Raw genomic sequence first — 12,789 nt, 5'->3', positions numbered from 1 at the left:
AAAGTTAAATGCTTAGGATTTGAGATTAGTACAGAAAAGAATCTAATAAATATTAATGATTTTGTTGAGAGCAATTTAGTTTTTTGAGATAAAAGATATTTTTAAGCGTGATGTATTTATTGATTGTAATGACCCTAATTACTACAAAGGATTAATTCTAACTATTAAAGATCAAAAAGCTTTTACAGCCAAAATGATATTCAATTCAGAAGGCTCATTTCGGGTTGCATAGCACCCATTATTAAGTTTTTGCTACTTCATCAAACAGTCACACAGAACACCTATGCTTTGCTTAAAACATACATAAGTAAGATAGGTGCGACATGAATCAGCCCTACAGCCAAGCCTTAACAAAACAACAAGCATTCCTTGATGGCTTTCAATTTGACTTAAAACAGCAACGTCTGAAAAGTCCTCAAAAATCATCTGCGCTTGCAGATTTGGTACGCCCCCGCTTAAAAATTGCCATAGTGACCGAAACATGGCCACCTGAAATTAATGGTGTAGCCCATTCACTGTTACAACTCTGCAAAGGGCTGAAAAAACAGGGGCATAAAATTTTATTGATTCGACCCGAGCAAAAAGGCATCTGTGCTGAATTTCAACCCTATCGGGAATGTTTGGTTAAAGCACAGCGTATTCCCAAATATTCAGGCTTACAGTTCGGTTGGCCGCAGTTTCTAAAAGTTCGCCATGCGGTAGAAGTCTTTGCACCCGATGTAGTGCATATCGTCACAGAAGGCCCATTAGGGCTTGCCGCGCAGCAAACTGCAAGATTCCTTAAAATTCCTGTATCGAGCGGTTTTCATTCACCATTTCAGGAATTTAGCCGTTTCTTTGATTTGGCATTCTTGGTTAAACCTATTCAGCATTATCTCAAATGGTTTCATAATCATACCGCAATTACCTGTGTACCGAGTCGTGAGACTGCCGAAGCACTCCGCAAATTTGGAGTGACGTGTCCACTGGTTGTGGTGGGGCGAGGGGTAGATACACAAGCCTTTTCACCTAAATGGCGTTCTGATTCCCTACGCCAGAGCTGGGGAGCTTCCAAAGAGACCCGTATCATGTTGTATGTCGGGCGTTTATCGCCTGAAAAAGAAATACCAGTGGTGATTCAGGCATATTTCACATTGCGTCATATGCATTGTCAGGATGTGCGTCTGGTGGTGGTCGGAGATGGTCCAGACCGACAGCGCTTAGAGCAGTTGAATCATGATGCTTCGATTGTGTTTACCGGGAGTTTGCGTGGTCAACAGCTTGCTGAAGCCTATGCCAGTGCCGATGTGTTTTGCTTTGCGAGTCAGGTTGAAACCTTTGGCAATGTGGTATTGGAGGCGATGGCCAGTGGACTGCCGGTTATTGCTTATGATTATGCTTGTGCACATCTACATGTACAACACGACCGAACAGGCTGGCTCAGCTCACTGGGTCTGCAAGAAGATTTAACAGCCAATATCTTAAAGTTACCAGATTATCACACACTTAGAAGAATGGGTGTGTATGCTTCACACTGTGCACAGAAGGTCGGATGGCAACATCCTGTAGAGCAGTTTGAACAGGTTCTGTACTCAATCACAAGGCAAAATAAATGACCTAATTAAAACAAGAGCGGGAGCAACATGATGAAAATCCACAATGCCAAACTCAAATTTTTAGAAATAGATTTAAAAGGCTGTGTCTACCTCAATCATCTCTCCCACTCAAATCGAATCGCTGCTTTTTTTAAAATCATTAGCCGTTTGGGGGATGGAGTGTTTTGGTATGTGATGTGTTTTGCTGCATGGGGACTTCGTGGCTTGGAGTATGGGCTACAGATGCTCTATATCATTTTGGGTGGAACGTTCGGTACGCTGATTTATAAAATTCTCAAAACAAAAACTGTACGTCCAAGACCTTATCAGGTGCACCAGGTGATTCGACTGGGTGAGCGGCCGCTTGATCATTTTAGTTTTCCGTCTGGACATACCTTGCATGCGGTAATGGCAACCACGGTCTTGGGTTATGTTGCACCGCTATTATTGCTGTTGATGCTCCCTTTTACGCTGCTGGTGGCTTTATCGCGCATGATTCTGGGATTGCATTATCCAAGTGATGTCGCGGTTGGGGCAATGATCGGAGGCATGATGGCCGTGGTCATTGTGCTGAGCGCACCTTATCTCAATATTATGTTGTAAAAGTAAGTGAAAACTGGGGCGAAAGCTCGCAGATTTTTATAAATTTGCTAAAGTACAGCATTAAAGCAAATATGGTGAGAAATAGAGATGGGTTTACGTTGGACTGATACCCTGGATATCGCGATTGAACTCTACGAAGCGCATCCAGATGTGGACCCGCAGTGGATTCGTTTTACTGATTTACACGCCTGGGTATGTGCCTTGCCTGAGTTTACGGATGACCCGACTAAATCCACAGAAGGTCTGCTGGAAGCGATTCAAATGGCATGGATTGACGAAGCGCGTTAAGTGCCCGATTGAAAAAAGCATATTTTTACAGTGTAAAAGCAGAAAAGTGCGCATTATCTCGGTATAATGCGCCAAATTTTCATGTCAACAATTGACTTAAGGAGCCTATCATGGCTATCGAACGTACTTTATCTATCGTAAAACCAGACGCAGTTGCTAAAAACCACATCGGCGACATCTTTGCTCGTTTCGAGAAAGCTGGTCTTCAAATTGTTGCAACTAAAATGAAACACTTGACTCAAGCTGAAGCTGAAGGCTTCTACGCTGAGCACAAAGAACGTGGTTTCTTTGCTGATCTTGTTGCTTTCATGACTTCTGGTCCAGTGGTTGTTTCAGTTCTTGAAGGTGAAAACGCTGTTCTTGCTCACCGTGACATCCTTGGCGCGACGAATCCTAAAGAAGCTGCTCCTGGTACAATCCGTGCAGATTTCGCTGTAAGCATCGACGAAAATGCTGCTCACGGTTCTGACTCTGTAGCATCAGCTGACCGTGAAGTTAACTACTTCTTCGCTCAAACTGAGATTGCTCCACGTACTCGTTAATTCGCAGTATTCAAACCAGATAAGTGTTATTATACTTATCTGGTTTTTTTATTCTTTGAATAATTCTTTGCTCACATATTGAGCTTCTCCTTTGATCTTTAGACATGGTTTAGGTAATACACATGAGTACTGAAGTCGTCGCTGTATCTGCAGTTTCAGCTGCACAGCAACCATCTCCGTCCACTCCCACACAGCAGAATGCTGTGGAAAAAGTGAACCTACTCGGCATGTCTCGTCCGCAAATGGAGAAATTCTTTGAGGATATGGGGGAGAAGAAGTTTCGTGCCGGGCAGGTAATGAAATGGATTCACCAATTTTTCGTGACCGATTTTGCCGAGATGACCAATATCTCGGGCAAACTGCGTGAAAAACTGGAACGTATTTGTGAAATTAAAGCGCCCGAAGTGGTGCATAAAAATTATTCTAAAGACGGTACCCGTAAATGGGTCTTCCGTGTCGGTGATGGTGACGGCTCTCTTGTCGAAACTGTATTGATTCCAGCAGAACATCGTAGCGGCCTACGTCGTACCTTGTGTATTTCGTCTCAAGTGGGCTGCGCACTAGACTGTTCATTCTGTTCAACCGGTAAACAGGGTTTTCAGCGCGATTTAGATCAGTCAGAAATCATTGGTCAGTTGTGGGTGGCGAACTATTCCTATATGGAAGATGTGCCTGTGGCAGATCGTGAACGTTCAGTCACGAATGTGGTCATGATGGGCATGGGCGAACCACTGCTTAACTACGATGCCGTACTTAATTCCATGCGCATTATGCTGGACGACTTTGCTTATGGCATGTCGAAACGTCGCGTGACCTTATCGACATCAGGTGTAGTGCCGAAAATTGATCAAATGGTCAAAGACATTGATGTTGCACTGGCCATTTCATTGCACGCACCAAATGACGAACTGCGTAATGAACTGGTGCCAATCAACAAGAAATATCCTTTAGAACAACTGATTGCGGCGTGTCAGCGTTATATTGCCAAAGATGGTAATGAAAGTTCACGTAAACACGTCACTATTGAATATGTGATGCTGGATGGTGTGAATGATCATCCTGAACATGCACAGCAAATGATTAAGCTGCTGAAGAACTTGCCGAGCAAGATTAATTTGATTCCATTCAACCCTTTCCCGCACGCGCCTTATGGGCGTTCAAGCCGTAACCGCATTATTTCTTTCCAAAAAACTTTGTCTGATGCCGGTTTTGTGTGTACGATTCGTCAGACACGCGGTGATGATATTGATGCGGCGTGTGGACAGCTTGTAGGTCAAGTGGCTGATCGTACCCGTCGTGCGGAACAGTGGAAAAAGAAAATTGCGCAGTCAAATGAGATTATGCGTTCACAAGGATAATAAGAGGTCGCCAGTTGAGAAATCTAACATCTAAAATTGCTTTGATTTCAACAGTATGTGTGTCTTTAGCTTTGGTTGCATGTCAAACGCCAGATTTGGGTCAGAAAGATCCTGAAAAAGCCACCAAAGTCCGTACCCAATTGGCGGCAGAATATTTAAGAACAGGTGACCTAGATGCAGCCAAACGTGCGCTGGATCAGGCACTCGAAACGACTCCGCGTGATTCGCAAGCGAATATGATGATGGGCGTGCTATTGCAACAGGAAGGTAGTCAGCTCAATCTTGAGAAAGCAGATGCTTATTTCAAGCGTGCGATTTCGGCAGATCCGAAAAATGCACAGGCACGCAACAACTATGGCACGTATTTATATCAGCTAGAACGCTATAATGATGCGATCGAGCAGTTTAACATTGCCGGTGCAACTTTAGGTTATGATCAGCGTTTCCGTGCACTGGAAAATATGGGACGTATTTACCTGAAAATGGGCGATGTGGTGAATGCTGAAAAATCATTCAAACAGGCGCTTCAGGCGAATCGCGATTCATATATATCAATGTTAGAGTTGTCAGAAATTTTTTATTTAAACCAGCAGTTCCCGGCAGCGACACAACTGTATCAACAGTTTGCGCGTGGTGTGGGACAGAAAAATCAGGGTGCCCGTGCGCTCTGGGTTGGCATTCGCACTGCGCGTGCCAGTGGTGATCAGTTGGGGATGCAGGTATTGGTGAACCAGTTACGTGCATTGTTTCCTGAAAGCCAGGAATACCAACGTTATTTGCAATTACAGTACAGTACTGAGGCCGTATGGAAGTAAATCCTAATTCACCTTCGAATCATTCGAGCGTAGCTCCAAATGCGTTAGGAAATATTCAACGTCCGGGCGAGTACTTGCGTCAGATTCGTCTCAATCAGCAACGTGATCTGGAAAATGTGGCCAAAGAGCTGAATATTCCGGTCAAAACCCTGACTGCACTTGAGCAGGATGAATATAAGTCTTTGCCTGAGGCGACTTTTATCAAAGGCTATTACCGGATCTATGCCAAACTTTTGGGTGTAGATGCGTCGACTATTATTCAGCGTTTTGATGAAATTTATACCAATGATACGGGTTTGTTGCCCAATCATGCGCTGAATAATTCCCCCATCAAAATTATGGGGAAATTGCCAGGTTCCAAGCGTGACCGTAACCGTAAATGGTTAAAGCGCATTTTTATTACGCTGGTCTTGCTGCTAATTTTGGGCGCACTGTTTGCCATGATTCAAAACTGGTCGAGCAGTAATTCGCAAAATAGCAGTGAAGTTTCTGGAGTCGGTGCTTCCAATATCGAGATTCTGAATCTGGATGCAGGCGCCGCACTGTCTGGCGACCAGCTAAAACTCGATTTTAACCGTCCGACCTCTGTGCATATCGTCGATTCAGCCGGTAACGTTTTAGCGACTGGCCGTCAGGCATCGAGTTTGCAACTCAATGGTGAAGCACCATTCCAGATTCGTCTTGATGATGCGGCAGCTGTATCACTCAGCCTGAATAATGAAAATATTTCATTGTCACCTTATACCGTAAACGGAAAAGCAGAATTCCGTTTGTCACCTTAACAGATCAAGAGTAGAGCAAAACCATGATCGTAAATCCAATTAAACGTCGTCCAACACGTAAAATTCGTGTCGGTTCAGTTTATGTGGGTGGTGATGCACCAATCAGTATCCAGTCTATGACCAATACTGAAACCTGTGATGTGGCAGCCACGGTTGCACAGATCCAGCGCTGTGTCGATGCCGGTGCAGACATCATGCGGGTTTCTGTGCCTACGATGGAAGCGGCGGCAGCATTTGGTGAAATTCGTAAGCAGGTGAATGTGCCTTTGGTGGCCGATATTCACTTCGACTATAAAATTGCTTTGGCAGTTGCGGACTTCGGTGCAGACTGTTTGCGGATTAACCCGGGCAATATCGGCTCAGAAGCAAAGATTCGTGAAGTGGTGGCAGCAGCACGTCATAATGATATTTCAATGCGGATCGGTGTCAATGCCGGTTCACTCGAAAAAGACATTCAAAAGAAATATGGCGAGCCGACAGGCGCAGCATTGCTTGAATCTGCGATGCGTCATATCGATATTTTAGACCGTCTGGATTTTCAGGAATTTAAAATTTCAGTTAAAGCATCCAATGTGTTCCTGACCATGGATGCGTACCGTTTGCTGTCACAGCAAATTGATAATCCGCTGCATTTGGGTGTAACCGAAGCCGGTATTTACCGTACAGGTTCGGTTAAATCTGCAATCGCTCTGGGTGGTTTGCTGATGGAAGGCATTGGCGATACCATGCGTATTTCGCTTGCTGCCGAGCCTGAAGAAGAAATTAAAATCGGTTTTGATATTCTAAAATCGCTGGGTCTGCGTTCTAACGGCATTAATTTTATTGCCTGCCCAAGCTGTTCACGTCAGGAATTTAATGTGATTTCAGTGATGCAACAACTGGAAGAGCGTCTGGAAGATATCCGTACCCCGATGGATGTCTCGGTGATTGGCTGTAAAGTAAATGGGCCGGGCGAGGCTAAAGAAGCCGATATCGGTGTCGTAGGTGCAGCGCCACGTTCACTGGTGTATCGTAATGGTGAAAAGAGCCATCTAATTGATACCAATCAACTGGTTGATGAGATCGAAAATATGGTTCGTCAACGTGTTACCGAGCTTGAAGAAGCTAAATCTAAAGAAATTATTCGTACAAGTTTTTCTGAGTAGATCATGAGTTCAATCGTCGCAATCAAAGGTTTTAATGACATTCTCCCAACGCAAAGCCCAGCTTGGAGACGTCTTGAACAACATCTGTCGGGTTTGATGGATGCTTATGGCTATCAACAAATCCGTTTGCCTATCGTTGAACAGACCAATCTGTTCAAACGTTCGATCGGTGATGCCACCGATATCGTTGAAAAAGAAATGTATACCTTTCTGGACAAAGGTAATCCGCCTGAGTCTCTGACACTACGCCCTGAAGGAACTGCAGGCTGTGTACGTGCCATGCTGGAGCATAATCTGCTTCGTGGTGCAACTCCTCGCGTCTGGTATATCGGGCCAATGTTCCGTTATGAAAAACCACAGAAAGGCCGTTACCGTCAGTTCCACCAGTTTGGTGTAGAAACCTTTGGTGTGGCGACTCCGGACATGGATGCAGAGCTGATTTTGATGACTGCACGTCTGTGGAAACGTATGGGCGTAGCGGACAAGGTTCAACTTGAATTAAATACTTTAGGCGAATCGGATGAACGTGCAGCCTATCGTGCAGCCTTGGTTGAATTTTTAGAGTCACATAAAGCCGATCTGGACGAAGATTCTCAGCGCCGTCTGACCACAAATCCACTGCGTATTCTAGATTCTAAAGATGCCAAAACCCAAAGCATCCTAGAAAATGCACCGAAACTGCATGACTTTATGGGTGAAGAAACTCTGGCGCATTTTGCCCAGTTACAACAGTACCTGACTGATGCCGGCGTGAGTTTTGTGATCAACCAAAAACTGGTACGTGGCTTAGACTACTACAACAAAACTGTGTTTGAATGGACCACAACACATTTAGGTTCACAAGGAACCGTGTGTGCCGGTGGCCGTTATGACGGTCTTGTTGGTCAATTGAAGGGCAAGCCTGATCAGTCTGTACCTGCGGTTGGTTTTGCCATGGGTATCGAACGTTTATTGCTTCTGCTTGAACAGGTTGAAGACAATACACCAACGCGTGATTGTGAAGTATTCCTGGTGGCTGAACCGGCTTCTCAAGGTCAAGCCTTGGTCATTGCTGAACAGATCCGTGATCAGCTTGAAGCAGCGGGGAGTCAGGTGCGTTTGAAAGTGGGCTCTCAAGGTTCAATGAAGTCGCAAATGAAAAAGGCCGATCAGGCCGGTGCTTTGTTTGCTGCGATTTTAGGTGAGCGTGAACTTGAAGCGCAGACTTTTACGGTGAAAGAACTGGCAACCGCAGAGCAATCGAATGTGCCATTTACGGACTTCGTTGCATTTTTTAGTGCTAAAATTTCTTTAAAATAATCGATAAAACATCAGGAAAAGGGTAGTCTCATGAGCGCAGTGGGTGATGAACAGTTTGAAAGCTTAAAATCCTTTACGAAGAAATATGGTTCTTCGATCATTATAGGGATTTTGATTGCGCTGATTGCCTTTTTTGGATGGGAATATTGGCAGAAGAAAAACCTGGCAGAGTCGCAAATGCACACTGCCAAGGTTCAGCAGTTGATGGATGATGCACAGGCGACGCAGGGCGATGCCTTTGCCAAGCTGTCTGAAACTGCGGACAAAATTGTCAAAGAAGCACCAGATTCAGCTCAGGCCATTCAGACTCAGCTGGTCATGGCGAAACTGGCCTATGACAAAGAAGATTATGCTGCGGCTGAGAAAGCGCTACAAAAAGTTGAAAACTCGACACTAGACGATAAAGGTCTGGTTCAGGTGGTCAAACTTCGTCTGGCTTATGCGCAACTGGCACAGAAAAAATATGATGCTGCATTGAAAACTTTAGAAGCAGTGACTGAACCTGCGTTTAAAGCAACTGCCGATGAAGCACGTGGCGATATCTATGTTGCCAAAAATGATATTGAAAATGCGAAAAAAGTATATCAAAGTGCATGGGATGCCTTGATTGAACGTAAAGAAGAACGTCAGATTTTACAAATTAAGCTCGAAAGCGTAGGCGTGTTGGTCGATGATCCAGAAATCGAACGCCCAATTATAGAAACACAAGCGGAAGAAGCTGCATGAATAGAAAATACAAAATTACCTGTGCCTTGACTGTTTTAACGCTTGCACTGGCTGGCTGTGCAGGTAAAACAAATAAAGTTCCAGAAGTAAAACCGAACCCACTTCCAAAACTGACCCAAGCCAAAACACTGGTTCCTGTATTTTCCACCAGTGTATCTGCGACAGATGCTGCCGATCCATTGCGTTTACGTCTGGATGCAGACAATGGTGTGGTTTTTGCGATTGATCCAAAAGGCGAGGTGTCTGCATTTAAGGGCAAACAGCGTCTCTGGCAGAAAAAAGTCAGCAAAGATAATCTAAGTTCTGGTGTTGAAGCGGCCGAGGGTCTGGTTGTTGTGGGTAGCCAGAAGGGCCAACTGTTTGCACTCGATCAGCAAACCGGTGAGCAAAAATGGACTGCACAATTGACGGGTGCTTTACTGGCGCCTTCACTGATTCATGCAGGTCGTGTGATTAGTGTGAGCAATGACGGTATGGTCTATGCGCATGAAGTGGCAAGCGGTGCACAAGTTTGGACTTATAACCTGCCTAATGTACAATTCAGCCTGCGTGGTATGGCGGCTCCTGTGCCATTAGATGCGCGTAATGTGCTGATTGCATCTTCAAATGCGTATATTTATGCACTGGATGCCTTAAGTGGCGTACCAAAGTTACAGCGTCGTGTCGCCGTGTCGGATGGCCGTTCTGATATTCAGCGTCTGGTCGATATTGACGGTGAGCCGGTCGTTGCAGGCCAGTTTGTGGTGACGACCAGTTATCAAGGTCAGGTGACTGTACTGGACTTGGCTTCACAGCAAGTCATCTGGAGTGAAGATGCCAGCAGCATCCAGCGTCCAGAAGTTGTCGGCAATGGCGTATTCGTGGCGCAAACTGATGGCAAAATTAAAGCTTTTGAGATTAGCTCGGGTCAACCGCTTTGGGAAAATGATCAATTGTTGAATCGTCAGCTCAGTAATCCAGTGATGTTAGGCACGGATTTGGTGGTCGGTGATCTGGATGGTGTGTTGCACCTGATTGATCCGCGTACCGGACAAATTACTGGTCGTTCGAAAACCTCTGGTGAAGTGCGTAACTTACGCGTGATCGACAACCAGCTTTATGTTTCTACACGCAAGGGCGCATTAAGCATTTGGCAGAACCGTTAATTTTAACGAGCCTTATGTTAAACTAGCCGCAACCGTATTTTTGTGAACGCGGGGTGATTGAAAAATCAATGCCCCGTGTTTTTATTTAGGGTATTTTTCCCCTTATATCTTCCTATACTTTCTGATGTTCAGGCCACTTTGACTGCCTGATTATTGAATAAAGGTTACTCTATGAAACCCGTAATTGCGCTCATTGGTCGTCCGAATGTCGGAAAATCAACTCTGTTCAATCAGATTACCAAGAGCCGTGACGCATTGGTGGCAGACTTTGCTGGTCTGACACGCGACCGTAAATATGGCGATGCAACCTATCAAAATAAATCTTTCATTGTGGTTGATACCGGTGGTATTGGTGAAAATGAAGGCGGTATTGACTCGTATATGGCAGAGCAATCTAAAACTGCCATTCATGAAGCCGATATTATCATTTTTGTGGTCGACGCGCGTGCCGGACTGCTGGCTTCCGATGAGCAGATTGCGCGTGAACTGCGTACTTTAGGTAAAAAGGTCTTTCTGGCGGCCAATAAAGTCGATGGCGTACATGCTGAAGCTGCCCTGGTTGAATTCTACAAACTGGGCATGGGCGAGCCGCTACAAGTTGCTGCTAGCCATGGTCGTGGTGTTCAGCAAATGCTGGAAGACGTGCTTGCCGATGTACCGGAAGATGAAAACCCGGAAGAACATGATAAAAACACTGGTCTGCGTTTAGCGATTATTGGTCGTCCAAACGTGGGTAAATCTACGCTGGTGAACCGTTTGCTCGGCGAAGAGCGTGTGGTGGCATTTGACCAGCCGGGTACAACACGTGACTCGATTTATATTCCATTCGAGCGTGATGGCCGTCAATATACCCTGATTGATACTGCAGGGGTGCGTCGTAAAGGTAAAGTGGATGAAATGATTGAGAAATTCTCGATTGTTAAAACTTTACAGGCGATGAAAGATGCCAACGTGATTGTGGTTGTGGTCGATGCACGTGATGGTATCGTTGAGCAAGATTTGCATCTGATTGGCTATGCGCTTGAAGCCGGTCGTGCCATGGTCATTGCTGTCAACAAATGGGATAACATGACTGAATATGATCGCAAGCAATGTAAGCTAGATGTAGAGCGTCGCTTCGATTTCATTCCATGGGCAAAAGTGCATTTGATTTCTGCATTGCATGGAACGGGTGTGGGTGAGCTTTATCCTTCGATTCACCGTGCCTATGATTCATCTCGTTTGAAAGTATCACCGGCAAAAATCACCCAGATTTTAAATGATGCAACAGATGCCCACCAACCGCCTATGGTTCAGGGTCGTCGTATTAAAATGCGTTATGCGCATATGGGCGGACAGAATCCACCAACCATCGTGATCCATGGTAACAAGGTCGATAAAACCCCTGCGGATTACCGTCGTTATCTTGAAAACGTGTTCCGTAAAGTATACAAGCTTGAAGGTACGCCGATTAAAATCGAGTTTAAAACCTCTGAAAACCCGTTTGAAGGGCGTAAGACGGTGATGGATGAGCGTATTGCAGCGCGTAAACGTCGTTATGTACAGAAGTTCAAGAAAGCCGAAAAGAAATTTAAGCGTTAATTTTTTGTGTTAAGTTTTCGATAAAAAGCCTGCTGATGCAGGCTTTTTTCCCTCTTAGATTCTCAAATGTAAGGCAATTCTCATGGTCAAAGATTGATGAACTCTCTTACAATAGATTTAAAGTAAATATAGATTGAAAAACCATTGTGACTTCACTTATTCGAATTGATCTGCATGCGTTGTCTGACGCGAGTCAAAGCAACCAACTCCTGGAACGTAAGGCACAGATTCAAGCGCGTAAGATTGAGATAGCCGCGTTAAGAAATCAGTTTTTATCCAGTCATTTGGAATCCGCTGTCTTCAATCAGGATGTTGTGCGGACTACATTCGGCAAACCCTATCTCCACACTCATCCAGACTTCAACTTTAACCATAGCCATAGTCAAAATTTCTATGCTCTGGCAACGAGCAATAATGTCCAAAATTTGGGAATTGATATTGAAGAGCTGAGCCGTAAGGTTCGATTTGAAGCCATGGCACAACATACCTTTCATCCTGAAGAGCTTAAACAGTGGCAGGCACTGGACTATGATTCCGAATACTGGTTTAAGGTCTGGACCACCAAGGAAGCTGTATTAAAGGCCTCAGGACTGGGCATACGCATCAACCTGAATGAGTTAAATACCCAGATTCATCCAGATCAGAATGGTGGAAGATGTGAACATCCAGAGATCGGCGTCTATGCCTATCAAAATTATAATATGGCAGGATGTATGCTCACCGTGGCCTGGCAAAGTGAGCATTCATGCAAGGGTTTCAGATTTCCGCTAATCCAGATTCACCAATCTGTTTAAATCAGCAGAATGATTGATAGTAAATAATTATATTGACAAATATAGTCAAACATATACAATTTAGGTATTAAATTTTAAAAAAACTTGCAATGAAATACTTGACTGAAAGCTTAAAGAAAGTAGAGCAAGACCTTGCT

13 protein-coding genes are annotated in these 12,789 nt (G+C 44.7%); all 13 read left to right on the top strand.

Features of this window, described 5'->3' with window-relative positions; genetic code table 11:
- Window positions 1-323 precede the first annotated feature (323 nt).
- The 13 genes from FTU82_RS09020 to FTU82_RS08960 all read left to right on the top strand — a co-directional run bounded on the left by FTU82_RS09020 (window position 324) and on the right by FTU82_RS08960 (window position 12,652).
- Entirely contained in the window at window positions 324-1,595 is a 1,272-nt protein-coding gene (locus FTU82_RS09020; RefSeq protein ID WP_180101273.1) for a glycosyltransferase family 1 protein, read from the top strand.
- A gap of 30 nt (window positions 1,596-1,625) precedes the next feature.
- Window positions 1,626-2,177 carry a phosphatase PAP2 family protein gene (locus tag FTU82_RS09015; RefSeq protein WP_005095663.1) on the top strand — a complete coding sequence of 184 codons (552 nt, stop codon included), beginning with the start codon at window positions 1,626-1,628 and terminating at the stop codon, window positions 2,175-2,177.
- A gap of 87 nt (window positions 2,178-2,264) precedes the next feature.
- Window positions 2,265-2,465 (top strand): Fe-S cluster assembly protein IscX, encoded by a 201-nt coding sequence (gene iscX, locus FTU82_RS09010; RefSeq protein ID WP_100329232.1) that lies wholly within the window; start codon window positions 2,265-2,267, stop codon window positions 2,463-2,465.
- A 110-nt stretch (window positions 2,466-2,575) separates the two neighbouring features.
- A complete protein-coding gene (gene ndk / locus FTU82_RS09005) occupies window positions 2,576-3,007 on the top strand; it encodes a nucleoside-diphosphate kinase (protein ID WP_004647460.1) in 432 nt (143 codons plus the stop codon).
- Between the two features lie 122 nt (window positions 3,008-3,129).
- Window positions 3,130-4,365: a 23S rRNA (adenine(2503)-C(2))-methyltransferase RlmN gene (gene rlmN, locus FTU82_RS09000; RefSeq protein WP_005095669.1), complete on the top strand. Its 1,236-nt coding sequence runs from the start codon at window positions 3,130-3,132 to the stop codon at window positions 4,363-4,365.
- A 14-nt stretch (window positions 4,366-4,379) separates the two neighbouring features.
- Window positions 4,380-5,180, top strand: coding sequence for a type IV pilus biogenesis/stability protein PilW (pilW, locus tag FTU82_RS08995; RefSeq protein WP_005172689.1), 801 nt, complete (start codon window positions 4,380-4,382; stop codon window positions 5,178-5,180).
- Window positions 5,171-5,962, top strand: a complete 792-nt coding sequence (locus FTU82_RS08990; RefSeq protein ID WP_074384029.1) for a DUF4115 domain-containing protein — start codon at window positions 5,171-5,173, stop codon at window positions 5,960-5,962. Before pilW ends, FTU82_RS08990 begins: the two co-directional genes overlap by 10 nt.
- 23 nt (window positions 5,963-5,985) lie before the next feature.
- Window positions 5,986-7,107 carry a flavodoxin-dependent (E)-4-hydroxy-3-methylbut-2-enyl-diphosphate synthase gene (gene ispG / locus FTU82_RS08985; protein WP_005172685.1) on the top strand — a complete coding sequence of 374 codons (1,122 nt, stop codon included), beginning with the start codon at window positions 5,986-5,988 and terminating at the stop codon, window positions 7,105-7,107.
- Window positions 7,108-7,110: 3 nt separating this feature from the next.
- Window positions 7,111-8,406, top strand: coding sequence for a histidine--tRNA ligase (gene hisS / locus FTU82_RS08980; RefSeq protein WP_005095678.1), 1,296 nt, complete (start codon window positions 7,111-7,113; stop codon window positions 8,404-8,406).
- 30 nt (window positions 8,407-8,436) lie between these two features.
- Window positions 8,437-9,132 carry a tetratricopeptide repeat protein gene (locus FTU82_RS08975; RefSeq protein ID WP_180101272.1) on the top strand — a complete coding sequence of 232 codons (696 nt, stop codon included), beginning with the start codon at window positions 8,437-8,439 and terminating at the stop codon, window positions 9,130-9,132.
- The gene (gene bamB / locus FTU82_RS08970) at window positions 9,129-10,277 is read left to right on the top strand and encodes an outer membrane protein assembly factor BamB (protein WP_005095682.1); all 1,149 of its coding nucleotides are present in this window, start codon (window positions 9,129-9,131) and stop codon (window positions 10,275-10,277) included. The genes FTU82_RS08975 and bamB overlap by 4 nt, the downstream gene beginning before the upstream one ends.
- 171 nt (window positions 10,278-10,448) lie before the next feature.
- Window positions 10,449-11,858 carry a ribosome biogenesis GTPase Der gene (gene der / locus FTU82_RS08965; protein ID WP_005095683.1) on the top strand — a complete coding sequence of 470 codons (1,410 nt, stop codon included), beginning with the start codon at window positions 10,449-10,451 and terminating at the stop codon, window positions 11,856-11,858.
- A gap of 146 nt (window positions 11,859-12,004) precedes the next feature.
- Window positions 12,005-12,652, top strand: coding sequence for a 4'-phosphopantetheinyl transferase superfamily protein (locus FTU82_RS08960; protein WP_159138483.1), 648 nt, complete (start codon window positions 12,005-12,007; stop codon window positions 12,650-12,652).
- Window positions 12,653-12,789 lie beyond the last annotated feature (137 nt).

Source organism: Acinetobacter sp. YH12151, assembly GCF_013418355.1.
Taxonomy (GTDB): Bacteria; Pseudomonadota; Gammaproteobacteria; order Pseudomonadales; family Moraxellaceae; genus Acinetobacter; species Acinetobacter pseudolwoffii.
The sequence above is the reverse complement of the archived record's forward strand: the minus strand, read 5'-3'. Positions and strand labels throughout refer to the sequence as shown.

Coding starts and splice junctions, on each gene's coding strand:
- FTU82_RS09020 (WP_180101273.1), top strand. CDS start 324: ATGAATCAGCCCTACAGCCAAGCCTTAACAAAACAACAAGCATTCCTT.
- FTU82_RS09015 (WP_005095663.1), top strand. CDS start 1,626: ATGAAAATCCACAATGCCAAACTCAAATTTTTAGAAATAGATTTAAAA.
- iscX (WP_100329232.1), top strand. CDS start 2,265: ATGGGTTTACGTTGGACTGATACCCTGGATATCGCGATTGAACTCTAC.
- ndk (WP_004647460.1), top strand. CDS start 2,576: ATGGCTATCGAACGTACTTTATCTATCGTAAAACCAGACGCAGTTGCT.
- rlmN (WP_005095669.1), top strand. CDS start 3,130: ATGAGTACTGAAGTCGTCGCTGTATCTGCAGTTTCAGCTGCACAGCAA.
- FTU82_RS08990 (WP_074384029.1), top strand. CDS start 5,171: ATGGAAGTAAATCCTAATTCACCTTCGAATCATTCGAGCGTAGCTCCA.
- ispG (WP_005172685.1), top strand. CDS start 5,986: ATGATCGTAAATCCAATTAAACGTCGTCCAACACGTAAAATTCGTGTC.
- hisS (WP_005095678.1), top strand. CDS start 7,111: ATGAGTTCAATCGTCGCAATCAAAGGTTTTAATGACATTCTCCCAACG.
- FTU82_RS08975 (WP_180101272.1), top strand. CDS start 8,437: ATGAGCGCAGTGGGTGATGAACAGTTTGAAAGCTTAAAATCCTTTACG.
- bamB (WP_005095682.1), top strand. CDS start 9,129: ATGAATAGAAAATACAAAATTACCTGTGCCTTGACTGTTTTAACGCTT.
- der (WP_005095683.1), top strand. CDS start 10,449: ATGAAACCCGTAATTGCGCTCATTGGTCGTCCGAATGTCGGAAAATCA.